The 24,429-nt window shown below is 45.0% G+C and carries 19 protein-coding genes and 1 pseudogene; 7 read left to right on the top strand and 13 right to left on the bottom strand.

What is annotated here, in order from left to right; all coding sequences use genetic code 11:
* Positions 1-34: 34 nt before the first annotated feature.
* Entirely contained in the window at positions 35-823 is a 789-nt protein-coding gene (locus OQJ75_RS01830; protein ID WP_265970795.1) for a formylglycine-generating enzyme family protein, read from the top strand.
* 84 nt (positions 824-907) lie between these two features.
* Complete coding sequence (locus tag OQJ75_RS01825; RefSeq protein ID WP_265970796.1) at positions 908-2,590, top strand: alkaline phosphatase family protein; 1,683 nt, start codon at positions 908-910, stop codon at positions 2,588-2,590.
* Between the two features lie 167 nt (positions 2,591-2,757).
* Here OQJ75_RS01825 and yegS read toward each other — a convergent pair whose 3' ends face one another.
* The 10 genes from yegS to OQJ75_RS01775 form a co-directional block, all read right to left on the bottom strand.
* Positions 2,758-3,663, bottom strand: a complete 906-nt coding sequence (gene yegS / locus OQJ75_RS01820) for a lipid kinase YegS (protein ID WP_265970797.1) — start codon at positions 3,661-3,663, stop codon at positions 2,758-2,760.
* Between the two features lie 19 nt (positions 3,664-3,682).
* Positions 3,683-4,588: a LysR family transcriptional regulator gene (locus OQJ75_RS01815; RefSeq protein WP_265970798.1), complete on the bottom strand. Its 906-nt coding sequence runs from the start codon at positions 4,586-4,588 to the stop codon at positions 3,683-3,685.
* 78 nt (positions 4,589-4,666) lie between these two features.
* The gene (locus tag OQJ75_RS01810) at positions 4,667-6,046 is read right to left on the bottom strand and encodes a BatD family protein (RefSeq protein WP_265970799.1); all 1,380 of its coding nucleotides are present in this window, start codon (positions 6,044-6,046) and stop codon (positions 4,667-4,669) included.
* Entirely contained in the window at positions 6,043-7,749 is a 1,707-nt protein-coding gene (locus OQJ75_RS01805; protein ID WP_265970800.1) for a VWA domain-containing protein, read from the bottom strand. The genes OQJ75_RS01810 and OQJ75_RS01805 overlap by 4 nt, the downstream gene beginning before the upstream one ends.
* Positions 7,742-8,821 (bottom strand): vWA domain-containing protein, encoded by a 1,080-nt coding sequence (locus OQJ75_RS01800; protein ID WP_265970801.1) that lies wholly within the window; start codon positions 8,819-8,821, stop codon positions 7,742-7,744. The genes OQJ75_RS01805 and OQJ75_RS01800 overlap by 8 nt, the downstream gene beginning before the upstream one ends.
* Positions 8,814-9,374, bottom strand: coding sequence for a DUF4381 domain-containing protein (locus tag OQJ75_RS01795; RefSeq protein WP_265970802.1), 561 nt, complete (start codon positions 9,372-9,374; stop codon positions 8,814-8,816). The genes OQJ75_RS01800 and OQJ75_RS01795 overlap by 8 nt, the downstream gene beginning before the upstream one ends.
* Positions 9,375-10,337, bottom strand: a complete 963-nt coding sequence (locus OQJ75_RS01790) for a DUF58 domain-containing protein (RefSeq protein WP_265970803.1) — start codon at positions 10,335-10,337, stop codon at positions 9,375-9,377.
* Positions 10,338-10,349: 12 nt separating this feature from the next.
* On the bottom strand, positions 10,350-11,333 hold the full coding sequence (locus OQJ75_RS01785; RefSeq protein ID WP_265970804.1) for an AAA family ATPase: 984 nt from the start codon (positions 11,331-11,333) through the stop codon (positions 10,350-10,352).
* 149 nt (positions 11,334-11,482) lie between these two features.
* A complete protein-coding gene (locus OQJ75_RS01780; RefSeq protein WP_265970805.1) occupies positions 11,483-13,846 on the bottom strand; it encodes a tetratricopeptide repeat protein in 2,364 nt (787 codons plus the stop codon).
* A gap of 207 nt (positions 13,847-14,053) precedes the next feature.
* Positions 14,054-15,601 carry an arylsulfatase gene (locus tag OQJ75_RS01775; RefSeq protein WP_265970806.1) on the bottom strand — a complete coding sequence of 516 codons (1,548 nt, stop codon included), beginning with the start codon at positions 15,599-15,601 and terminating at the stop codon, positions 14,054-14,056.
* Between the two features lie 346 nt (positions 15,602-15,947).
* On the opposite strand from OQJ75_RS01775, the gene OQJ75_RS01770 reads away from it, so the two are divergent.
* The 5 genes from OQJ75_RS01770 to OQJ75_RS01750 all read left to right on the top strand — a co-directional run bounded on the left by OQJ75_RS01770 (position 15,948) and on the right by OQJ75_RS01750 (position 22,545).
* Complete coding sequence (locus tag OQJ75_RS01770; RefSeq protein WP_239846633.1) at positions 15,948-17,510, top strand: arylsulfatase; 1,563 nt, start codon at positions 15,948-15,950, stop codon at positions 17,508-17,510.
* Between the two features lie 349 nt (positions 17,511-17,859).
* Positions 17,860-18,954 carry a cytochrome-c peroxidase gene (locus OQJ75_RS01765; protein ID WP_265970807.1) on the top strand — a complete coding sequence of 365 codons (1,095 nt, stop codon included), beginning with the start codon at positions 17,860-17,862 and terminating at the stop codon, positions 18,952-18,954.
* Positions 18,947-21,334 carry an ATP-binding protein gene (locus tag OQJ75_RS01760; protein ID WP_265970808.1) on the top strand — a complete coding sequence of 796 codons (2,388 nt, stop codon included), beginning with the start codon at positions 18,947-18,949 and terminating at the stop codon, positions 21,332-21,334. The genes OQJ75_RS01765 and OQJ75_RS01760 overlap by 8 nt, the downstream gene beginning before the upstream one ends.
* 13 nt (positions 21,335-21,347) lie before the next feature.
* Entirely contained in the window at positions 21,348-21,773 is a 426-nt protein-coding gene (locus tag OQJ75_RS01755; protein ID WP_265970809.1) for a hypothetical protein, read from the top strand.
* 106 nt (positions 21,774-21,879) lie between these two features.
* On the top strand, positions 21,880-22,545 hold the full coding sequence (locus OQJ75_RS01750; RefSeq protein ID WP_265970810.1) for a DUF2057 family protein: 666 nt from the start codon (positions 21,880-21,882) through the stop codon (positions 22,543-22,545).
* A gap of 88 nt (positions 22,546-22,633) precedes the next feature.
* Here OQJ75_RS01750 and OQJ75_RS01745 read toward each other — a convergent pair whose 3' ends face one another.
* From OQJ75_RS01745 to OQJ75_RS01735, 3 genes and pseudogenes are all read right to left on the bottom strand, one after another.
* Positions 22,634-22,792: a hypothetical protein gene (locus OQJ75_RS01745; RefSeq protein ID WP_017070406.1), complete on the bottom strand. Its 159-nt coding sequence runs from the start codon at positions 22,790-22,792 to the stop codon at positions 22,634-22,636.
* Positions 22,793-22,956: 164 nt separating this feature from the next.
* Complete coding sequence (locus OQJ75_RS01740; protein ID WP_048613342.1) at positions 22,957-23,673, bottom strand: Crp/Fnr family transcriptional regulator; 717 nt, start codon at positions 23,671-23,673, stop codon at positions 22,957-22,959.
* A gap of 244 nt (positions 23,674-23,917) precedes the next feature.
* Positions 23,918-24,376 (bottom strand): annotated as a pseudogene (locus tag OQJ75_RS01735) (adenosine deaminase family protein); the annotation flags it as partial.
* Positions 24,377-24,429: the final 53 nt, after the last annotated feature.

Raw genomic sequence — 24,429 nt, 5'->3', positions numbered from 1 at the left:
AATTACACCCTATTTCGAACATTTGAGGCACGTGATGAAATTTATCAATTACAAACATTTAGCAGCAGTTAGCGGCGTCACCATGACTATTTTTCTAAGCGGCTGTGCAAGCGTGCCTACACACCCTATCGCTCAAAAAATTGACCAAGAGATGGTGTTGGTTGAAGGCGGAACATTCACCATGGGTTCAAACAGCCCAGAAGCGACCAAAGCAGAACGACCAGCCCGTGATGTAACTGTAGATAGTTTCTACATCGCGAAGTTTGAGGTGACTCAAGAATTGTTCGAATCGGTGATGGGTTCATCTCTCAGTTATTTCAAAAACCCACAAGTTCCAGTCAATAACCTTAGCTGGCAACAGGCGAACTACTTCGTTGAGCAGTTGAATGAACTAACGGGTGAAGAATACCGTTTACCAACTGAAGCAGAATGGGAGTTTGCAGCGAAAGGTGGTAACAAAAGTAAAGGCTATACTTACAGTGGTTCCAATAACTTAGATGATATTGCGTGGTACTCAGCAAATTCTAAAAATAGCGCACATCCAGTCGGGCTAAAGAAACCAAATGAACTAGGCTTATATGACATGACAGGAAACGTGGGCGAGTTTGTTATCGATGCCTTCGATGACACCTTCTACCGATTCGGTCCAACAGACAACCCTAACAACGCAAAACATAGCGACGTTGGTTTATCGCACAAGTCGGTTCGCGGTGGCAGCTTTGCTTATGACGAAAATGAATCTGAAAGTTACCGTCGTGACTTCGCAAGCCAATCGATCACTATGTCAGATATGGGCCTGCGTTTAGTTAAGGACACGAACTAACTAAAAATACGATTCGCACTGTACACACGTTAGAAATCTGACCAAACGTTGGAACGCTACGGCAATACTGAATAAGGAAACTCTATGCAATACACCAAGCTTTCAGGACTAACACTTGCGTTACTCTGTGCCTTCCCTGTTTCGGCTGCGGAAAAGCCAGATCTAGTCCTTCAAATCACGGTAGATGGCCTGCGCGCAGACCTAATCGAACGATATAAGCATAACTTCGGTGAAGGTGGTTTCCGGTACTTAATGGATGACGGCACTTACTACACCAACGCGAACTACCAACATGGCAACACAGAAACGATCGTGGGGCATGTGTCGCTCGCAACCGGTGCTCCACCGAGCGTACACGGCATGGTAGGTAATGTTTGGTATGACCGTAGCGAAGAACGTTTGGTGTATAACGTAGAAGACGGTAACTACCAAATGCTGACCTCTGGTGCGGGTGTTGATAAAGCAACAGAGATAGACCCAACGCAGAAGACAGCACAGGGCGATGGCCGTTCTCCTGAGCCAATACTTTCCACCACGTTTGGTGATGAGCTGACGATTTCCAATAGTGGAAAATCAAAAGTATTCGGTGTATCAGTGAAAGACCGCGGTGCAATCTCATTGGCGGGACACAGTGGTAAAGCCTTCTGGTTCTCCAAAGCGCAATCTGAGTTTGTCACCAGCAACTATTACTACGACGAGTACCCAGATTGGGTATCACGTTGGAACGAGAAAGCGATTGCTGCTCAGTATTCGAAACAGAAGTGGGAGCTCTCGTTACCGCGTGATAAGTACACGTTGCAAGAACACGATACCGAACACAAAGTGAAACTCGGTGATTTCCAACGCACCTTCCCTCACCCTTACGGCCCTGCGAGCTATAAATATTACAGCACGACATTAACCGTGAGCCCCGCTGGTGATGAAATCACAGAAAACTTCGCTAGCACCTTGTTAATGCAAGAGAAGCTTGGCCAAGGTGACGTTACTGATTATCTATCCGTGAGTTTCTCATCAAACGACTACGTGGTGCACCTATACGGCCCTGAAAGCTTAGAGACTGAAGACAACTTAATCCGCCTGGATAAGACGCTCGCTAAGCTTTTCAAAACCGTTGATAACCAAGTCGGGCTAGAAAACACATTAATTGTTCTGTCTGCCGACCATGGTGTTCCTGAATCTTCACCTGCGGCAAATGCGCTTGGTTTCAATCAAGCTCAATACTTCAATAAAGACACACTACTATCGAGTGGTGTTGAGAAACGATTGAAGGATGAATTTGGTCTAACCAAAGACGCAATTCGCTTGTATGCACAGCCTTATATCTATCTGAATCACGACTTAATCGCAGAGAAGAAGTTGGATTTAGCTAAGATACAAGAAGCCATTGCAGATGAAATTGCCAAAGTGAAAGGCGTTGCGTTTGCGGTATCAAGCAGTGATATCGCAGCCAACCGAGTCCCTGACACTCATGTGATGCAGTTAATCAAGAACAACTATCACCCTGCACGTTCAGGCGATGTGTATGTGGTATTTAATCCGCGTAGCTACATTAACGACATGGAAGGTCTACAAATTGCCTCGACTCATGGTTCTCCGTGGAAGTACGACACACATGTACCAGTTATCTTCGCAGGCTACGATGTTGAGGCTCAGAAGGTCTCGCGTGCAATCACGCCATACGATATTGCCCCGACGCTTTCAAACAAACTGGGGATCACACAACCAAGTGGGTCAATTGGAGAGGTACTACAAGAGATCACTGAGTAGACTCAATCTCTAAGGTTTCCTGATCTAGGTTTCGTCATCTAGATTTCGAATCCAGCACCCACTCAAGAAAAGAGCCGTTTATCATATTCAGACTGATTCAGTCGAAACAGATAAGCGGCTCTTTTAATCAATAGCGAATAGATTGAATCAATATAAGTTAAGTGCCTTCACTGGTTCTTCACCAAACAAGGACAGCTATCGGGCAGCACCAAACAAATGCTGGATGGCATGACTTCAAAACGTATTTGGTTGGATCGATAAGGTTCACCGTCAAGGTTAATGGGCAGTGGCTGAGGGAAATCTACCTCTAACCAACGCGCTTGGGTGTGAACAATGTACTTGCCGTCGTCGACTGGATGCTTGAGCTCTTCGATGACTTTTTGCAAGTCAGAAGCAACGAAGGCTTTTATTAAAGTAAGATCCATTAAGCCGTCATCAATCAGCGCATTCGGTGCTAGTTCTTGTCCACCACCTGCTAAGCGACCATTGCAAAAAGCACCAACAAGGATCTCCCCTGTAAAGCTGCCTTTATCTATGGTCAAGGTACCGCTGTAAGGTTTAAAGCCTAGCGCTTTGACTACACCTGTTAGCGTGTATGCACCACCACCAAGAAAGTCTTTAAGTTCAACGGGCGTTTCGGCCGTCACTTCGGCGCCAAAACCCGCTGCAGCAACATTTATGAAATAACGATCATTGGCACGAACACTGTCGACCGCGGCCGCCTTCCCTTCTAAAGCAAGCGTAAACGCCTGAGCAATATCGCTAGGAATTCCGATGGCGGTCGCAAAATCATTCGCGGTTCCCATGGGAATAATAGCAAGCTGCGGCCTCTCGCTAGCACGAAACTGGTTAAGCGCATTCACGGCTTCATTTACCGTTCCATCACCACCAGCCACAATCAGACGCTTCACACCATCGCATATTGCCTCGCTTACCAAACGAAACATATCCGACGATTCCCAAGTCACTCTAACTTGCAGGTCAATATCATTGTCCCTCGCCGCAAAGATGACTTGTCTTAATTCCGGGATGTTGGCTTTCTTACCGTTTAAAATCGCGCGAATGCTTTCCATGGCTATGTCCTTGTATAGGCTAACTTGATATTTCTTTTGCTGCCGCTTTGATCTTAGCTCGTAACCATTTATGGCTTGGTTCGTTGGTGCGACTTGGGTGCCAAATCATACACATATCGAGGTCTTCCAGTTCGAATGGTAACGGCAATGTTTTTACGGCGTACTTTTTAGCAAAACAACGCACCGATGAAATAGGTAACATACCGATAGCATCAGATCCTTCAATCACAGGAAGCATCTCGACTACCCCTGCCGCTCGATACACAATTCTGCGTTTTTCCAAATCGCTAAAATGTTCAGAACTCAATAAGCTTTTACGTGCATGCCAACGAGATACAACCACATGATCGAGCGCTAAAAACTGTTCCATATCGATCGTATCGCTAATCGTAGGATGGTCTTTGCGGCACACCACCACCAACTCTTCTCGAGAAATCACCTCATGCTTAAGCATGGTTCTTCCTTTTGGCGTCATATCGACAATAACATCGTGTCTTTGGAGCCTTAAATCAGACTCATAATCTTCCGTAAACAGAGGGTGAACTTCGAGTGCGATACCGGGTGCAACCTGGCTGATTAGCTGCATCACTCTTGGCATCATTTCATAGCTCGCCGCCGAGACGCAGGCAATAGAAAATACACGACCAGAGGTTTTAGGATCGAAGTCTCTTGATGCAGATAAGGTAGACGTAAAGTTTTTAAGCGCAGCGGCCATTGCAGGATAGATATCAATAGCGAATGTGGTTGGCTCTACGCCTGAAGTGGTTCGGTGAAACAGTGGCTCGTCATAGATATCTCTCAACCTTGCAAGCGCTTTGCTCACAGCAGGTTGGCTTATATCCATGCGATTAGCAGCTCTAGACAAGTTCTGCTCTTCATAGATAGCAACAAATATAGGAATTAGATTTAGTTCGGTACTTTTCATACAGTTCCATATTAAAGAAGCAGGTTCCCTATAGTAGAGAACCTGCCGATTATGTTCGATGCGAATAACTAAAGTTTGCTACTTAGTTCTATCTTTTAAGTCTGGCAAGGCTTTCGGGATTTTCAAGCGGTCGAAAATCGAACGATAATTACTTGAGTTTGATGTGTCAGCGGGTAAGTTACGTAAGTCTTTCCATAAACGAGTAAATACGTTTTTGTCTTCGCGCCCTTGTTGAAGGGCTTCGCTATCTTTAACCCAACGTTTTTGTCCATTCAATTTACTAAGCTTCACTTTACCCAGTTCTAGCTGAGAGGTTTCGCTTCGCAATTGACGGTAGATAAACGTTCTTAATGCAGACCAATTGCCTTGCTTAAGCAAACGACGGAATACCAACCAGCTCGGTGTTGGTCGGTTCTCGTAATAACGCTTCAAAGAAACAAATAACGCAACACACAACACTAATGCTAAACCAACACTGATAAAGACCGACATATAAGCCTTGATGAAGGATTGGAGCGTGTGTTTTGCTTCAAACGCTTCACCTTTTATGACCACATTTTCAAGACGTTGGTTCTTGCTGTCCCACCACTGAAATGAGAAATCTGGCAAGGTAAATTCGCCACCTTGTTGAATCACATAAACCGTTTCTTCCACTCGGCTAGAACGGTAATCACCACGTTCTTGTGTATCGTCTAAACGATTAGGTTGTGGGTAAGCTTGATATTGCTGAGTCGATTCATTGGACAACACATCTGGCAGTAACACAGACAAGCTGTCTTTGGCTTTGATCGTCACGGTGCGTGTAACCGCATCACCCACTTTTAAGTCTTCGCTCGAACGTTGCCACTGCTGCTCAACATCCACGTCTGTCGCAGAAAACCAAGGCGATTCATCGCTTAACAAACCAGACGGTAATGAGGCTTCAAACTTAATCGGCTGCGTATAAAGCGTACCGCCTACGTTTGAACCATCAGGAGCAGAGATTTGGACACGAACAGGTACCGTCGGAATCACGAATTCGCCAGAAGTCATCGGATAAAGCGTCACTTCCCAGCGTTGGCGTGACCATGTTGTGCCACCCACTCGCTCAGTGTAGTTGGTCGCAAGTTGATTTCGCTGCTTGGCAATCACATTTGGGATTTCGATACTACCAATTCGAGTACCACCCGTTAGCCAGCGTGGAGTCGCCACCTCAATGGTCAGAATCACTTGCTCATTAACGCTGACTTTGGCTGGAGCTATCTTGTCGCCAGACTTCGGTTTTTCTCCGACCCAAGCGATCAATTCGACATCGCCACTCCTCTGCAGGTCATAAATATCAGCCGCAGAAACCAATGTAGAAAAAGCAGTGCTAAACAGCAGAACTAGCGTCACAAGCATGGTCTTGGTTAGTTTGAAAGGCTCCAAGCGCCCTACCTTTGCTTGAAGTGCTGCAAGAGCTAAATCATATCGACTCATTGTGCTTGCTCCTGTTTTTGCGTCTGTTCGATAGACGGTGCAGGATCTCTTAACTGAATTTGAAATTTCGACTTTAAGAAGAACTTAGGATCCGCTTCAACGCGTTTTAACCACTTGTCGGCAAGCTCTTGGCTGCCCAATATTTCATTGGCGTTAAGCGTTTCCTTGAGCATCAATTCAGCTACCGTTTCTTCTTCAGCACCATCACCCGTTCGCGGCTGATCATCTTCGAGTTCTAAAGATTCTTCAGGACCATCTGTAGTTCCAGATTGGCTTTCGCTGGTGCGATTAACCTCTTCAACAATGCTACTCAGAACCGCTAAGTTATTTTCTATATCGGCTTTCAGTTCTGGAGACAGATCGGGCTTCTCACTCAGTGATTTCAGTAGATCGCGAGCAGCAAGGTACTCACGCTGTCGAGCTAAAGCACTTGCGGCGTTATACAAACCATAATCGGTTTTAGTTTGTAAAAAGGCACTGTGAGCTAACTTAAAATCACGAGCATAGTAATAAGCCGCGCCCTTTCGCATTGGATCCTTAAAATGCTTGGCGGCTTCAAGGTATTCCTTTTGATTCAATAAACGTTGTCCTTGCTGGTCAGGCGTTAGCCATAAATCCCACCACCATTGGGCTGTTTTATCCCAAACGGTCACGGACTCTTCAACTACGGGCTTGTCAGCAGTTAAACTGACCGTTTTCGCCAAAGTGTGCGGAGAATACACGCTGCTTGTAATCAAAACGCCAACCACACACCATTGAACCAACCACCCTTTTCTAAACCACAACAGCATGATAATCGCCATTGGGATAAGAAGGCCGTATCCCATGTCTTTCCAAGGCATTGAAGACTCACCGTTAAGTTGCATGTTTCTTTCAACCGCTTTGTTGAGTTGTTGGACATCGGAATTATCAACGGTCACTTCGATCAGTCGTCCACCCGTCTTGCTCGCTAGGCTACGCAATGAATCGAGATCGACTGGATTATCGCTCACCACATTGCTATTTCCTGCCGCCAGAATGAGCAGTTGATACGGGTTGTCGTTAAAGAAGCTTTCGAACGCTCTAATGGTACTTGGGTTTACACCGTCTGATACCAACAACACTGACGAACCTAACTCACCAGACAATTGTTGATTGATGAGTGGCAACGCCTCTTCTGCTGACTTACCTGATACCGGCATGATGTCGGGTGTGATCGCCGCTAGAAACGGTTCGAACACCTTGCTGTCTTGAGTCACAGGCATCGCAACGTGGGCACTGCCCGCATACACAACCAAACCCGTGTTACCACCCTTGCGCGCTGCGAGTAAGTCTCTAATTTTCTGTTTAGAGCGTTCTAAGCGACTCGGTGGTAAATCTTTAGCCAGCATCGACTCACTGTTATCAAGCACCACTAACATCGACGCTTTGTCTTCACCAAAGGGGGAAGCTTCACGCTGCCATGTCGGGCCTGAACAGATAATGATGGCGATGGTCACAATAACCATCAGTAACTTCAGTGGTAATTGCTTGCGCCAACCGGTTTCCCCAATGGTCAATGCATCGCGTAAATGTGCAGGAAGAATATCTTTCCAAGTTGGCTTAGTCTCTTCTCTCCAACGAACCCATAACAGGAAGAACATCGGAATAAAGGCCAACAACCACAATGGTCGGATAAAGTGAAACTGGGTAAAGAACTGTTGCAACATGAGAGAATCAGGCATCGTTCTCTCCTTTCAAATTTTTCATTGAAGAAGCCGAAAGCGAGCGTCGGCGGATTGTTGCTAAACTGAACGCAGTCAAATACATCACAACAACAATGGCCATCAGATAATGGTGTAATCCCTGTTTAGGACGATAAGTCGTACTCTCATACAACTGAGGCTCTAGCTCACCAATTTGAGCATAAGCTTTAGTCAATTCATCGCGGTTAAGTGCCTCAAAGGATTCACCACCAGACTCTTGAGCCACGCGGTTGATGGTCTCCATATCCAGAGCCACCTCGCCGACGGTTTGCGGATCACCCATGGCGATAACGTGAATACGAACGCCTTTCGCCTTAGCCACTTTGGCCGCATCGATAGGTTCAACAAAGCTTCCAGTATCGTTGCCATCGGTTAGTACAATCACTACTTTCTCTTTCACGTTGGCATCGACGTTTGAGCCTTGAACGGCAGCGCTTTGCTTCTCACTCTGTTCAAACACCTTAATCGCTAGACCAATCGCATCACCTAAATGCGTGCTTTGCCCTGCCATTGCCACGTCGGTTTGATTGAGTAGCTCAAGCCACACATCTTGGTCAGCAGTGAATGGCGTTTGTACAAATGCCGCGTCACCAAACAGAATCAATCCTAATCGGTCGCCCTTTCGAGTTTTAGCAAAGTCAGCTAACACCTCTTTAGTCGCATCTAAACGCGAGATTTTGTCCCCTTGTTTAGAAGTAAAATCTTGTTCAGCCATTGAACCCGATAAATCGACCACCACCATGACATCGCGGCCCAATTGTTCACGAACTTGTGGCTCACCTAAGATGGTTGGCTTAGCTAACGCACAAACCACTAATACCCAAGTAATAATCAATGTGGTGCGTTGCCACCAGCTTGGTGTTAACTGGCTTGCACCCTCGGATGGCGCCTCGCCTATTGCTTCTACCAACTCACTGAAAAATGGCACCTTAATGGCCATTTGTTTAGTGCGATAAGCAGGCACAGCTAAGTAGACCAACAGAGGTAATGGCAACGCGAAAAACCACAATGGATGTGCGAACTCAAAGCTGGCAGATAAACTATCAAACATTATCTTGGCCCTCTGTTGTCGCTTGTACATTCGGTTTTGTTTGTACATCGGGTTTATGAAGTTTTAGCCACATCATCGCGGTTTGAATTACCTCTAAACGCTGTTCAAAGGTCAAACGTACCTTTGGGTCAATTAAGCTTTGCATCCACAGCTCCGACATTTCATCAGTAAAGAAAGCATTGCTGTTTGCATTCCTGCCAGTGCTAACAGGAAGATAAGCATTCAAGCGGTTTACATAAGCTTGGCCAAACAACTTGGCATTGCTGCTGTCTAGGTAACGAAGCACCACTTTGAGTACCTTGAAGGTTCGCTCGGTTGAGTTCTTGTCTCTTGCATCTAGAAGGGTTAATTCCTTGAGTGCTTCTTGACGATAACGATTATTCCACCATTTTAACGCCAAGCGATAAACCAGATAGATGGCAACCAATAGCAAGGCGACGCCGAGGATTTTCCAACCAACAGTTTGCGGCATCCAGCTCACGCTCTCAGGAATGGCAACGTCGTGCAGGTCGCGAAGGATATAAGTACTTGGAGGCGTATGTTCAACGACCATCTAGCGCCCTCCCACCAGCTTTTGAAGCTGCGATATGTGATTCCCTGACGTGTCTAATTCAATATAAGGGAGGTTTTTCATTGCCATCAATTTAGCAAGTGACTGTTTCTGGAGTGCCGCTTTTTGGGCAAGGCTTTCACTTGCGAGGTTAACCTTAGATTGGCTATCTAGATTGAGCTGAAAGCGACCATCACCTACTACCCAATTCGCGCTTGCAAGATCTTGAGGCAATGACTGTTCTAATGGGTCGGTGACCATTATGGCCAAGATGTCGTTGTGTTGCTGTAACTGCTTTAGTCGATCTAGATGTTGCTCTTGGCAATCTCGCCAATCGCTAATAAAGATTAAGGTCGACTGCTTTAGTCTCATTCGCTTGATCAGTTCAATCCATTGACTGAACCCGACACCCTCGCTGTCACTCACACTCACACCTAAGCTTTGATTCGCTTTAGTAAGGTGTTTAAGTCGAGCGAGCAAATCAGACTGTGAACGCTGTGCTTTGGTATGGAATAGCTTTTGATGTGAGGCTAAAACGAAGCCGACGCGGTCTCCATCCTTCAGTACTCGCCATCCACACAATGCTGCAACTTCGGCAGCCACAACGGATTTCATGGTGTTTTGAGAAGCAAAGAACATCGAGCTGCGCTGATCAACACAGATCATCACATTACGGTCTTTCTCTTCGGTATAACTGCGAACATGGGGCTTCCCCGTTCGCATCGTGACTTTCCAATCAAGATTACGGATATCATCACCCAATTGGTAATGACGTAATTCCTCGAAGTTCAGACCACGGCCACGGAACAAAGAATTATGTCTGCCCGAAAGCACGCTGCCCGCTTTCAAATGAGGTAGCAGGGAAAACGATTCAGCTTGAGCCTGAATTCGCACTAACCTTGAGTAATCACAGTATAATCGTGGGTCAAGGCCTTGCGGTTTGGGAGCTTGTGTTGGCTTCGCCATGACGCCCCCTAGTTATCCGATCTCAACATTATCAAGCAGTTCTTCAACCACTCTTTGATGGTCAACACCATCGGCCAATGCGTCATAAGACAATGAGAATCGATGACCTAATACGGTAGGTAGCATTGCACGCACATCGTCTAACGTGACGTGGTCACGCCCCTGCAGCCAAGCATAAGCGCGAGCACATTTATCCAATGAGATTGACGCGCGTGGGCTTGAACCAATCTCAATCCATTTAGACAAGTTTGATTCTGGGTAACGCTCTGGCTTACGAGTCGCCATCACCAAGGCCACAATGTAGTTTTCGACTAATTCAGAAACCGCAATATCAGGAAGTTGGCGACGAGCTTCAAGTACCAATTCAGGTTCAATATGCTGTGGGGTAACTAATTCTGAACTCGTCTCGCTACCTAGTTCCTCACTGCGCACAAGTCGAATGATGTCGCGTTCAGCTTCGTCTTCTGGGTAGTCGACCGTCACCTTCATAATAAAACGGTCCATTTGTGCCTCAGGCAGTGGATACGTGCCTTCTTGTTCAACCGGGTTTTGAGTCGCTAATACCATGAATAGATCTGGCAAAATATGAGTTTGACCACCTACGGTTATCGTCCCTTCCGCCATGGCTTCAAGCAGAGCCGCTTGTACCTTTGCGGGCGCACGGTTTACTTCATCGGCCAGGACGATGCTATTAAAAATAGGTCCCGGTTGGAAATGCAGCTGAGGCTTGCCATCAAGCTCTTGATACACTTCTGTACCGGTTACATCTGATGGCAGCAGGTCAGGCGTAAACTGAATTCGACCAAAACTGGTGTTCAGTAGATTGGCCAGCGATTTTACTGAGCGAGTTTTCGCGGTACCGGGAAGTCCCTCTAAAAGCACATGCCCATTAGTCAATAACCCTATCACCAGAGCCCGAACGACGTGACTCTGACCGATAACACTTTTCTCTATCTCTTCAATCAGTTGGTTTATTGCATGTTGCGCATGGTTCATAGGTCTTCCCTTTATTCAATCTGGCTGCGTACATCCTACTCACAAGCCCCATAACTATTAGTTATACACGTGATAATTGCTCATAAGCGCGATAATTGGTTACAAGCGGAATAAGCAGCAAGCACCATAGCCAAGCTCACCTCATCGCTTTATTTAAACTTAGCTTTCAATTGGTTAATAGCCTCCGGCGGTGCCACTTTGCTCAGTGATGAAATACATTGCTCAAACGCCTTTGGTACGCCCGGTATATGGCTGTTTCGCGCCAACACTTCACACTGGGCATACAGGTGTTGTGGGTTACGGCTAAATTGGTAAGCCTTGTGCAGTGATTGACTTGCCGCAAGCACATCAGATTTCTCCAAAGCCAATCCGTACACATACCAATATTGTGGGTTGGTTTGTGCAGTTTCAGCAGCTTGCTTAAGGTACTCCGTTGCTTGGTCGTAATCTTTCACACGAAGCAGAGATAATCCTGCGCTGTATGGTAATACACTCGATTTCGGCTGAGCTTGAATGCCTTGCTTCAATGTCGACAGCGCTTTTTCTTCGTTACCTTGCGCTCGATACAAATCAGCCAAGTTGGCATAGCTGTTTTCGAAGTAAGGCTCAATGTCGATAGCACCTAGATAAAACTCAATCGCTTTGTCGTGCTGACCTAAATCTCGGTAAACATTACCTAGGTTCGTACGTCCAAACCCTCTGTCGGCATTAAATTGTTGTATCTCAATGTACTCTTGCAATGCAGGTTTGATTTGATCTTTCTGTAGAGGGTTCATTTCTCCCCAATTACGCACCAACGCACCTGCGGTTTCTGAGCGAATCGACAATACAGGGTCTTTCAATAGTGGCTCTAGAATCTGCCAACGATCAGTAAATGGAAAACCTGAGGAACCTTGCACAACGCCTAAACGGAGCATCTCATCGTCGTGTTTCACTGCTCTTGCCAATGAAATAAGCGTGTTCTTACCGGTGTTGCCACCCAAGCGTTCTAAGCTTGATGCTCGAATGATGTTGCTTAAACTTGAATCCTGAGCCGAATACGCCAGTGCATCTTCTGCTCCTCTGTGCCCTATTGAATCCGCGTAAAAAGCGACAGCAAAATGTTGTTGGTTTCGATACTTAGAATCTGGGAACCATTTACCGATTTGTTTATCAGCCCACTGATCAGTTTGATCTTCGTGACAACTGGTACAGACGTTCGGTGTTTTAATATGTTGGCTGATATCAGGGCGTGGGATATGCCAACTGTGGTCACGCCTTGGGTCAACTTCCATGTACGTCGTTTCTGGCATATGACAAGTGGTACATTGTGAAGCCTCAGTATTCGCTTCATGGAATGTATGCTTTTCAGGCGTGTATTCAGAGGCAATGTGACATTGGCTACACACCGCTTCTTCCGCAATTTTTAGTTCAGCGGTATGGGGATCGTGGCAGTTAGTACAAGTAACGCCTTTTTCAGCCATCACGGATTGCAAGAAAGATCCGTAAACGTAATCTTCATCGTAGATTTGGCCATCGTTGTGGTAAAGCTCAGGGGTAATCAAGCTCAGACGATACTTATCAAAAAATGACCCATTAACGTGATCACCCGTTTCATTCAGCTGAGTGCGTCGACTGTGGCATTGAGCACAGGTTTGAACTTGATTGGTATGGATGATGTCTTTTGGTTGAAGGGTTGAGTTGCCCTCTTGATAGATCCACTCTTTCACCGACTTCGACAAGTCGCGATCGAAACCATAATGTGCCGAGACTTGGGCATCCTTCCCACCACTGGTTTTTGCTGACTTCGTTTCAGCTAACTTGTTGTTTGCTAGCTGGGCTTCTTCAACGTGCTCACTCGCAGGGCCATGGCACGCCTCACAACCAACATTAATCTCAGACCAAGTGGTGTTGTAAGTATTGCTTGTGCTGTCGTAGTTTTTTTCTAGGTTCGTTGAATGGCAGTCTGCACACATGAAGTTCCAGTTTTGACCGCTGTTGGTCCAGTAAAACTCATCGGTGTTGGTGGTATCAGGATAGAGGTGGAACCAGCGTTGGCCGCCTTCGCCCTCAGTGCGAGAATCCCAAGCGAAAGGAATCAACTGTACGCGCCCGTCTTCAAACTCAACCATGTACTGCTGTAGAGGTTCAAAGGCGAAGGTATAGCTGATTTTGTATTCTTTGAATTGTCCGTCTGGCCCTTCGATGTTGACCCAAAACTCATCACCCTTGCGAAAAAATCGGTTGGGCTTTCCTTTATGGGTCGCGGTTTGATCGTTGAAGTTACCTAAAACTGACTCTTCGGTCGCATGTTTCATCGCCATATCATGATGAGAGCCTTGCCACGCTTCCACTTCCTCGCTGTGGCAGTCAATACACGCTTCAGATCCGACATATGTCGCTGGCGAAGCTTGTTCATTGGCATAGCCGTTGAAACTGAGCATTGACAACATAGGTAAAGACAACATTGCGGATAATACTGCAACTCGCTGGTGTTTCAATCCGTTCACTAGTGAGCACAACCATGCAGACATAACATTCCTTGTTTTTATACATCCTTATGCTTAATAAGGTAGACGTAAAAACAATGAAATTACAATTATTTAGTGGCAGTTAGCTCGATAGTTGTGATTCATATTCACGACTGGTATCTACTCACCGATATGCGCATAAAAAAAGAGCTCCTAGGAGCTCTTTGTGTTTTCAGTTTCATTAAGCTATCAGTTTTAATAAACTAAAGCTTACTTATTATGGTTCTCTTGAAGTTTTTCCATAACCTGATCCAAGCTAAAGCTTGCTGCTTTTTGGCGTGGCGGGTATTCAGCAAATGTTTCTAAGAATTTGCCCACATACGCTTGTGCAGGAACGAACATATAAGCATGGTCTAGCAACCAGTCATAATAGGTGTTCGACGTAATATCTGCGTTTTCGTATGGGTCCATACGCAGGTTAAACAGCTTAGGAAGACGTAACGTCACGAACGGTTCTGACCAAATCTGCATCGTACCCGTTGCACGCTGCTCCATGAACACCGCTTTCCATTGGTTGTAACGAAGCGCCGCTAAATCACCGTCATCAGTAAAGTAGAAGATCTCGTGACGACGACCTTTTTCTTCTTCACCGGTTAGGTAAGGCAGGAAGTTATAACCATCTAGGTGGACCTTGAACGTTTTGTCACCCGCAGTATGACCTTTCAGCAGTTTCTCTTTGATTTGATCATCACCAGCGGCTGCAACGAAGGTCGGCATCCAGTCCATGTGGTGCATAATTTCGTTAGAGACACTGCCCGGTTCAATCTTCCCAGGCCAACGAACCATTGCTGGTACACGGTATGCGCCTTCCCAGTTGGTGTTTTTCTCACCACGGAATGGCGTTGTACCTGCATCAGGCCAAGAATTCATGTGTGGACCATTATCCGTAGAGTAGAAAACAATGGTGTTGTCTTTGATACCCAGTTCATCCACTTGCTTCAATAGTTGGCCAACGTGTCGATCATGCTCAACCATACCATCAGCGTAGTTACCAACGCCTGTTACACCTTTACTGTCCGCTTTCACGTGCGTTCTAAAGTGCATACGTGTTGCGTTCCACCAAACGAAGAAGGGCTTGTCGGCTTTCACCGCACGATCCATGAAATCGAGTGCTGCATCGAGTGTTTCTTCATCAACGGTTTCCATACGCTTACGCGTTAGTGGGCCAGTATCTTCAATCTTGCCATCAGCAAATGATTTGATAACACCACGCGGGCCGAATTTCTTACGAAACTCTGGGTCGGTTGGGTAATCTTCATTTTCAGGCTCTTCTTCAGCATTTAGGTGATAAAGGTTGCCAAAAAATTCGTCAAACCCGTGCGCTGTTGGAAGAAACTCATCTTTATCGCCAAGGTGGTTTTTACCAAATTGACCTGTCATGTAACCCATAGGTTTAAGCAGTTCAGCAATGGTTGCATCTTCTGCTTGAAGGCCAATATCTGCACCCGGCAAGCCTACTTTACTTAAGCCTGTTCTCAGTACACTTTGACCTGTAATGAAGGTAGAGCGACCTGCGGTACAAGATTGCTCTGCGTAGTAATCGGTAAACATCATCCCTTCTTTGGCGATGCTATCAATGTTCGGAGTTTGATACCCCATTAAGCCAAAGGTGTACGCACTGACATTAGATTGACCAATGTCGTCACCCCAAATGACGAGAATATTCGGTTTTTCTGCCGCGAATGTGGTGGTGGAAGCCACCATCATCGCAGTACCCAAAATCGCTAATCGACGTTTGACGCCATATTTCGCTGTCATAGAAACCTCTTCGTTAGTTATTTGCATCCTGCCCTACAACGTATAGTCCATTTTTTGAACAATCGCGAGATTCGCTAAACTATTAATCTATTTGTCATTTTTCTTCACAGCGACGCGCACAACTAGACGATGGAAATTACGTATATAAACATGATAAGGATCACACATGACGTTAGAGAGTAAATCGAGCAAAACAGACCAAAACCCCAAAAATCAAAAGGTTATAATAACCCCATAACAATTAGTTATAACCACTATAAAAAGACACGACCGATTTTAGAGATTAATGTTTGCCCAACGATGTGTTGCTCTAACGCATTAATCTTTAAAGTGAATCGGAGTCCTTATGGGTACTAAAATTAATAAACTAGCATTAGGTGTTGGCTTATTAGCAGCTTCTTCAGCGGCAACAGCAGCAGAAAAACCAAACATTCTTGCTATCTGGGGTGATGACATTGGTGTATTCAACATCAGTGCATACAACAACGGTATGATGGGTTACGAAACGCCTAACATCGACCGTATTGCTAACGAAGGCGCACTATTTACTGACCACTACGGTCAGCAATCGTGTACTGCTGGTCGTGCTGCATTCCTAACAGGTCAAGAACCTTTCCGTACAGGTCTATTAACTATCGGTATGCCAGGCTCTGATCACGGTATCCCAGATTGGGCTCCAACTATCGCTGACCTTCTTAAAGAACAGGGCTACATGACTGCTCAGTTCGGTAAGAACCACATGGGTGACCAAGATAAACACCTTCCAACAAACCACGGTTTTGACCAGTTCTTCGGTAACCTATACCACCTGAATGCAGAAGAAGAGCCAGAGACATACTACTACCCTAAAGATCCTGAGTTCCGTAAGAACTTCGGCCCTCGTGGTGTAATCAAGTCAACAGCTGACGGTAAGATTGAAGATACAGGTCCTATGACGCGTAAACGTATGGAGCACGCGGATGAGGAGTTCCTAGAAGAATCTCTAGCCTTCATGGAAAAAGCAGTGAAAGCTGACAAACCATTCTTCATCTGGCACAACACAACACGTATGCACGTGTGGACTCGTCTACAAGAGAAATACCAAGGCGCATCAGGTATCAGCATCTACGCTGATGGTATGTTAGAGCACGATGACCAAGTAGGTATCCTTCTAGACAAGCTTGATGAGCTAAAGATCGCAGACAACACAATCGTAATCTACTCTACCGATAACGGCGCAGAGACAGTATCTTGGCCTGATGGTGGTGCAACTTACTTCCACGGTGAGAAAGGTACTACTTACGAAGGCGGTATGCGTGTTCCTCAGCTAGTTCGCTGGCCTGGTACTATCAAACCGGGAACTAAGATCAACGACATCATGAGTCACCAAGACTGGATCCCTACTCTACTCGCAGCAGCTGGTGATGACAAAGTGGTTGAGAAGCTAGCTTCTGATAAAGGCGCGTCTTACAACGGTAAGAACTGGCGTGTACACCTAGATGGTTACAACTTCCTACCTTTCTTCGAAGGTAAAGAAGAGAAAGGCCCTCGTGATAGCATGCTTTACTTCTCTGCAAACGCTGAGCTAAACGCAGTGCGTTGGAATGACTTCAAGATTTCATTCGCAGTAATGGACGGTAACATCGTTGACGCGGTTCGTTTCCAACCAAACTGGCCTCAAGTTGTTCACCTACGTGCTGACCCATTCGAAAAAGCACCACACGAATCTGGCATGTACCTACGCTGGATGGCAGACAACATGTGGCTATTCGTACCAGTAGGCGGCAAAGTGCAAGAATTCATGAACACGCTACCTGACTACCCAATGCAGCAAAGCCAAGTGTTGAACCCTGGTAACTTCAACCAAAATGCTTACATGCTTCAAGGTAAACTTAAGCAACTAGAAGCGGCGGCAGCGCAAGCTAAATAAGCCTACCTAGACTATACAAGCTGTTTAGATTGTGTATTGAACTAAGATTTATAGTAAATCCATAATCTAATACGAAAGCCGTGGTAACTCACTTGAGTGACCGCGGCTTTTTTCGTTTAACGCTATTCGGCTTGATTTTATTTGAAAGAGCGTCATTCAATTCAAGATCTGCTCATCACTCCCCGCTAGACAATCACCCAAGCGATTTAATTTCCTTTCACTTGTCTTGCAACATCAACCATGCGCAACTAGATTTATATTTATTCACCTAGCATTTACAAGGTGAATAAGGGCAAGAACAGACGGATTCTGACTTGGCAAATTATCTAAACTAGATGGAACTGATGCTATGAAAACGCCATATTTAACAGTAATAAGCATAACTGTCATTGTCGTTTCAGTCGCTATGCTAGTTTATGACGCAGCCTCTTCAAAAATGCACACTTCGTTCGAACACCAAGAAAATCACGCCCATGAAAGCGATCATGATGACTCTCACTCTTCAAGGCACTCCGCACATTCAGAAGAAAAGCACGCACATAAAACCGTGGCTTCAAGCCAACCCATATCTCCGATTCCAAATTCTCCCGAGATAAATAATGACCTTGCTAAAATTGGTTGGGTGCTATTTAAAGACCCTAATCTTTCTTCTAATCGCAGTGTGAGCTGTGAAAGTTGTCATAGCCTTCAAAGCAACGGCGCTGAAGCTATTCCTGTTTCGATTGGCGTCAACGGCGCGGGGATGAGAAATTCACTCACCGTTTTCAACGCAGTTTTTAACTATCGTTTCTTCTGGGATGGTCGTGTGAATAACCTTGGTGATCAAATTGATGGCCCAGTGCACAACGTCGATGAAATGGATTCAAACTGGCAACATATTACGGACTATGTGTCTCGATCGGATACTTACATCAACTTATTCCAAGAACAATCGACGCCCATTGACGAAGCTTCAATTAAGGCAGCACTTATTGAATTTATGCGAGGTTTGACGACACCAAACGCCCCTTTCGACCTGTATTTACAAGGTGACAACGCAGCACTTTCTGAATCCGCTAAACGTGGTTGGGAAACCTTTCAAGAAGAAGGCTGCATTCGTTGCCACCAAGGCACCAATATTGGTGGAGGAATGGTGATGCGATTTGGTTACTTTGGGTTATCAAAAACGGGTGCAGAACGAAGTGAAGACCAAGGCCGTTTTATGTTTACCGCGCAACCACAAGACAAGCATTTATTTCGTGTTGCTAGCTTAAGAAACGTGGCGATCACTGCACCCTATTTTCATGATGGTCAAACAGCAACACTCGAAGAGGCGATCAAAATCATGGGTGAAAGCCAACTCGGTAAAACGTTTGAAAAACAGACTATTAACGATATTAAAGTCTTCCTCGAATCCCTCACAGGTAACCGCCCTCAAATGTTAATGGAGTTTGAAAATGAATAAGATCAGACTCATATTTTTACTGTTTATATCGCTTTTCATCGGCTTAATTAGCTTTATTATGCTGACCTACTCCGAGCATGAAAATGTCACCGAATATGGAGAGCCTATTCGTGAGTTAGGCCATGAAGTGTTAGAAATGCGTGATCACATCACTAATGCAGCGCTTGCCGGTATTTCTAATCCTTATCAAATGTCTGCTGATTTGGTTGCTTTAGAAAGAGAATTACAAAAGCTCAGAGAAAGTTCTCAAAGCGATAACATCCACTCTACGTTCTTCAAACACTTACCAACAGCGCAATTATTGGAGCGTTTTTACGATGCTTCAATGGCGAATATAGATACGTTAGACAACCTAATAGGGTTAAGTGTGGCTCGTCAGTTTATTTTGCAATCTTTAACTCTACAACTTACAGGGGCTAACCCTACAAATGCTGAGGTAAACAACGCAAATATCGATATTCAAAGCGAACTGCTTGCGAGCGTGTTGATTGGGGGAACTGAAATTCAACATTCTGGTGTCAACTCCGAGCTCGCGAATCTTTATAAGACGTTTACCGAGCTCAACCAGCAGCAAAGCCAACTGCTATCTCAAGTACTTTCAGCACACAGCATGGAGTACATTGAACATATTGAGCATCAGTTTACTGATCTTCAAGACCAGCTTAAAAGCTTAATCGTTAAGCTTATTATTGTTCTCGCGTTACTGACTTTAGCATTCTCATTCACCATGTTTATCTTCAGAGTCTTCGAACTCAAGAGAAACAACCTCTCTTATCAAGAAGCCGCAGATAAAGCAGAAAAAGCCAGCGAAGCGAAGTCATTGTTTCTCGCAACCATGAGCCACGAATTACGAACCCCAATGAATGGTGTGTTAGGTATCGCTCAAATCATAAAAGAAGATTCACAAAGTACGGATACTCGAAAACAAGCTCAAATCATCATTGATTCAGGACAGCACCTTGTTACCATATTGAATGACATTCTTGATTTTTCCAAGGTAGAACAAGGCAAGATGGAGCTCGAATACAGCCCGTTCTCGGTCACCGACGTCGTGACGCATCTCGATAAAACATTAACACCACTTGCGTCAGACAAAGGCCTCGCTTTTACCATTAAAGATAACATCCCTACCAATATTCAGTTGATTGGTGATTCTGCACGTACACGTCAGATTTTATTTAATTTGGCAGGCAATGCCGTCAAGTTTACTGCGTCAGGAAAGGTTGAAGTGGAATTTTTAATTGCACCCACTACCCCACCAAGTGTGAACATCTTAGTGACTGACACCGGTATTGGCATTGCAGAAGACAAAATCGACCATATATTTACGGCCTTTGAACAAGCCGAGCTCTCAACAACCCGTAAGTTTGGCGGCACAGGATTAGGGCTTTCCATTGTTCAGCAGTTAGTCGAACTGATGGGCGGAACAATTAAGGTTTCCAGCCAACTTGGTTTGGGCACTCAATTTAGGATCTCTTTGCCGTTGGAAATGCATGAGCTTGAAGAACAAGTAGTCGAGCAAACGCCAACCAAAACCAATGACACTTTCGATGATTTCTCAGTATTGTTAGTTGAAGACAACAAAATCAATGCAATGGTAATTAGGAAGTTCTGTGAATCAATCAACTTAACCGTAGAGAACGCCTACGACGGCTTGCAAGCACTCGATAAGCTAGCATCAAATCAATACGACCTCATCATAATGGACAACCACATGCCCAACATGAGTGGTATCGAAGCGATTCAAAAAATCCGCGACGAACTCAAGCTCACTACCGTTATTTTCGCCTGTACAGCGGATGTATTCAAAGAAGCTCACGATGAATTTATCGTTTCAGGTGCAGATTTCGTTCTCACCAAGCCATTGCAGAAAAATAGCTTACAAAACGCCATCAATGAATTTCATCACCAGTTTGAGGTCAACCGCCATCACTCCGCTAACGCACACAATCTTCCAAACAAGGCAGAAAGCAACGTAACCATATTGACACGTCATCCTAAGAACAAACTGCCACTCACAGAGGAAGAGCTGTCGCGTAGCCAATACTTAGCTAACGATGAGCTTAAATCAGACGAAAAGCTCAAATGCTTAACTTCTCTCGTTGATGAGCTAGAAAACGAAATCGATGAGTTGATAGAGCTATTTTCGGACGCCAAACAGGATGACCTCTCCAGAACATTAAAGGCGGTTAAAGCGATTGCATCAAGGTACGAAATGAGTGAAGTATTCGGGCTCGCAACCGAGGCTGAAAAGGTAACGGAGAAGCACATCATGCCCGAGGCTGAATTACTTCAGCAACTCATCAATCGGTTGATGGTCAACAGCCATCAAGCAACACGCTTAATACACAAACTCCACCAGCAACGAAAAACGGGGTAAAAGAAGGTGTCATATGATATGGAATGTAAATTTACCTAGCACTGGCCCACATTTATTCTTAGCACTCGGTGCTACCATCATTTTTGTGGTCGACTGTCGTGTACCCTTGGGTATTGCCATGGCCGTGCCCTACATTACGATCGTCTTACTCGCAGCTACAACGAAAAATCCACTATCAGCCGTGATGTGGGCTATTGCCTGCACCTTACTTACCTTATTGGGTTACTACTTGTCTGGTAGCGGCAGTGAAACCTGGTTCGTCGCCTTCAACCGAGTCATTACCATCTATGCCATTTGGGTGGCGGCAATTATTCCTATTTATATCTCTTTACCTTCTCCTCAAGCCTCACTGGACGTCGATGATGACGTGACAGAGGAAAGTACAAGATCACGCCCTCACTTGCACAGAAACCGTACAATCGACACATTCAAAAACTAGGCTTTGGTTAAGTTTCGGTGAATTTTGCCAAATCGAGACAAGGTAGCTTGAAATACTGCTTTATGCATGCGAGTGTAGAACAACTCACCTAAATAACTGTATAACTATGAAAACATTACAATCCATTGCGCTGCTTTCCACAATTATCGCAGCGCCACAAGTGTTAGCTGACGTAACAATTGAAGTTCCTTCTAGCGCAGATGCTTTAGTCGAAGTCTTAGCTGTTAATGAGGCTAAGCCTGATCTCGACGGTGGTTTCTTCTCTTCGAGCAAAACGATCACCGTTCCAGATGGCGTGAACCAAATCGTTTTCAAATATCAACTTGCTTTCAGCCAAGGTAACGACCGCGAGTTTGTCGATAGCGATACCATTATTGCCACTTTTGATGCGACAGACACAGCATTGACGTTTGACATGCCTAAGTTCCGTAACACCAACGAAGCGAAAAAAGGCCTTCAAAACTTAGATTGGAAACTGGTTGATGAAAACCAAAATGCAATCAGTGTTAAGCAAGACAAACTTATCAAAGATGGCATGCAGATTGGTCGTAAGTACCCGCAAGAAGCGAAGGAGTACAACCAGAAAGGCGGCATCGCAGCACTTACAGTAGGTGCTAGCGCGGGCGCAGCGGCTGCTGTCGCACAACCAGTAACGCTTCCAGCAAAGATTGACGGAAATGCAGCAAATACAGCTGAAGAGATGCTCTATTTCTGGTACGAAAAATCAGATGCTGAAACCAAGCAGAAATTCAAAGACTACGTGAACAAGTAGCTCAATGGTCCTAATTTAAAAATGAAAGAAGCTGGCACACTGCCAGCTTCTTTTTTGTCTTCATCTAGATGATTTAGGCTTATAGAGGTTAAGCAGACTCAGTAGATAACACTTTACCATCCACTTTAGTTGGCCATCCTAGCGCTTTATACTCAGCTGCTAGTAAATGGGCACAGCGGCTAGAAACCCTTGTTTTAATCCAGTCACCAAGTCCCAATACTTTATATTCCAATACAGCCATTTTCATAACAATTCTATTCCGCTCTAATTCAATTTATAAATCTAGAGTCAACATTATAGATATTCTCTTTTGATGTATGTTCCTAAAAGAACACTGTGCATAATTTTTTCTTTGATATTTATTAATCATTGAAATCTAATCATCCAAAGGTTAGCTCTGCTGTTAGAGTTTCACACCTTAATCTCAGCGACAGGATCGCGCATCATTAAATTCATTGGTGAAATACGCTCATACAACCCCTCAATATCGGTGATAAACACCTTCCCTCTTTGGATCTTCACTAAGCCCTGTTGCTCTATTCCTTTGAGCACCTCATTCAATCTGGGTCTAGAGATCCCGGTAATGGTACTCAATTGAGTTTGTGAGATATTAATACTCACAGTTGCACCTGCAATATTGTTCTGGCGCGCCGCAAGTTCCAACAAAACATAAATGGTTTTCTGTTCTTTTTCATGAATCGAGGATAAGTAAGCTTGCATCCAAATAGATTGTGCTCTGGTCCCACTATGCAGCAGCCATTTGAATACCATGCACTGCTCTTCAGCCAGCGCTAACACTTTCTCGGCGGGAAACAGTACCATAGTGATAGGCTCGACCTCCTCTGCCACAGCAAAGAGGTTGTAGTTGGCATGAATAGTCAAAGCGCCTATCCAATCTCCCCTTCCGATCACACCACCGGATATGCTTTTCATATTTTCGGTAGAAAAGCAGATTCCCGCGGAGCCGCTGAGAATATAGAAAACGCCAGGCAGGTTTTGGAATTTTTGGGTAATTTCGAGGCTATGAACACTCGTTTTGAAAACAGCAATTTCGATTAGGCTATCGATCAATTCTTGCGGCAATTCACAAGGCCACTCAATTTGTTCACTGATTGTTGGGTCTAACAACGGTGTATTCCTCCTCCGACAATCGCTATGTTTACGTCATACAGCCTTAGTGCTGAATTTTACACTCCTTATAAAGATAGTTCATTACAGATAGAACGAGTGTTTTTAGCAAAATAAAATCATATCTCTTAGTAAGTTAGGTTATTTCTTAGACTAAGAATTGCGTAAACCCAATATAAAAAAAACGACCAACATATGTCAGTCGTTATAAGGCACTTTACTTCAGAGCTTTGGCCGCCGAAATCTAAACGACAGGCGACTCAAAATCAGCTTTAGAAAGATAGTCTTGAACGAGCTCACGATATTGCTGCTTTAATGGCGCTTCAATAAAGCTCGCATCTATCGCATTCAAACTAAACTGCGCTAACTCTTGGTGCGTCATCTCATGAGCTTGGCTAACAGCATTAAAGTTATCTGACATGTAACCACCGAAATAAGCAGGGTCGTCCGAATTGATCGTTACAGCCACGCCCTTTCTCAACAGTTCGACAATGTTGTGGTCTTCCATCACATCGAATACACGCAATTTAATGTTAGACAATGGACACACGGTCAGCGGCATTTTCGTCTCAATCAATTCGGCAATCAAAGCGTCATCTGCCATGCACTGCACACCATGATCGACACGACTCACATTGAGCATCTCAATCGCATCGACGATGTTTTGAGCTGGTCCTTCTTCCCCTGCATGAGCCACAGTCAAAATGTATGGTCCGCCCCGTTATTGCAACTACAATTAAGTAATAACGGAGTTGG

Origin of the sequence: Vibrio sp. 14G-20 (genome assembly GCF_026241515.1) — a bacterium.
Lineage (GTDB): Bacteria > Pseudomonadota > Gammaproteobacteria > Enterobacterales > Vibrionaceae > Vibrio.
The sequence above is the reverse complement of the archived record's forward strand: the minus strand, read 5'-3'. Positions and strand labels throughout refer to the sequence as shown.

Bases quoted from the DNA above. Each gene is read 5' to 3' on its own strand.
- OQJ75_RS01775 (WP_265970806.1), bottom strand. From the start codon at position 15,601: ATGACAGCGAAATATGGCGTCAAACGTCGATTAGCGATTTTGGGTACT.
- OQJ75_RS01745 (WP_017070406.1), bottom strand. From the start codon at position 22,792: ATGAAAATGGCTGTATTGGAATATAAAGTATTGGGACTTGGTGACTGG.
- OQJ75_RS01810 (WP_265970799.1), bottom strand. From the start codon at position 6,046: ATGAGTCGATATGATTTAGCTCTTGCAGCACTTCAAGCAAAGGTAGGG.
- yegS (WP_265970797.1), bottom strand. From the start codon at position 3,663: ATGGAAAGCATTCGCGCGATTTTAAACGGTAAGAAAGCCAACATCCCG.
- OQJ75_RS01760 (WP_265970808.1), top strand. From the start codon at position 18,947: ATGAATAAGATCAGACTCATATTTTTACTGTTTATATCGCTTTTCATC.
- OQJ75_RS01795 (WP_265970802.1), bottom strand. From the start codon at position 9,374: ATGGTCGTTGAACATACGCCTCCAAGTACTTATATCCTTCGCGACCTG.
- OQJ75_RS01765 (WP_265970807.1), top strand. From the start codon at position 17,860: ATGAAAACGCCATATTTAACAGTAATAAGCATAACTGTCATTGTCGTT.
- OQJ75_RS01825 (WP_265970796.1), top strand. From the start codon at position 908: ATGCAATACACCAAGCTTTCAGGACTAACACTTGCGTTACTCTGTGCC.
- OQJ75_RS01755 (WP_265970809.1), top strand. From the start codon at position 21,348: ATGATATGGAATGTAAATTTACCTAGCACTGGCCCACATTTATTCTTA.
- OQJ75_RS01800 (WP_265970801.1), bottom strand. From the start codon at position 8,821: ATGTTTGATAGTTTATCTGCCAGCTTTGAGTTCGCACATCCATTGTGG.
- OQJ75_RS01815 (WP_265970798.1), bottom strand. From the start codon at position 4,588: ATGAAAAGTACCGAACTAAATCTAATTCCTATATTTGTTGCTATCTAT.
- OQJ75_RS01785 (WP_265970804.1), bottom strand. From the start codon at position 11,333: ATGAACCATGCGCAACATGCAATAAACCAACTGATTGAAGAGATAGAG.
- OQJ75_RS01790 (WP_265970803.1), bottom strand. From the start codon at position 10,337: ATGGCGAAGCCAACACAAGCTCCCAAACCGCAAGGCCTTGACCCACGA.
- OQJ75_RS01830 (WP_265970795.1), top strand. From the start codon at position 35: ATGAAATTTATCAATTACAAACATTTAGCAGCAGTTAGCGGCGTCACC.
- OQJ75_RS01805 (WP_265970800.1), bottom strand. From the start codon at position 7,749: ATGCCTGATTCTCTCATGTTGCAACAGTTCTTTACCCAGTTTCACTTT.
- OQJ75_RS01780 (WP_265970805.1), bottom strand. From the start codon at position 13,846: ATGTCTGCATGGTTGTGCTCACTAGTGAACGGATTGAAACACCAGCGA.
- OQJ75_RS01750 (WP_265970810.1), top strand. From the start codon at position 21,880: ATGAAAACATTACAATCCATTGCGCTGCTTTCCACAATTATCGCAGCG.
- OQJ75_RS01770 (WP_239846633.1), top strand. From the start codon at position 15,948: ATGGGTACTAAAATTAATAAACTAGCATTAGGTGTTGGCTTATTAGCA.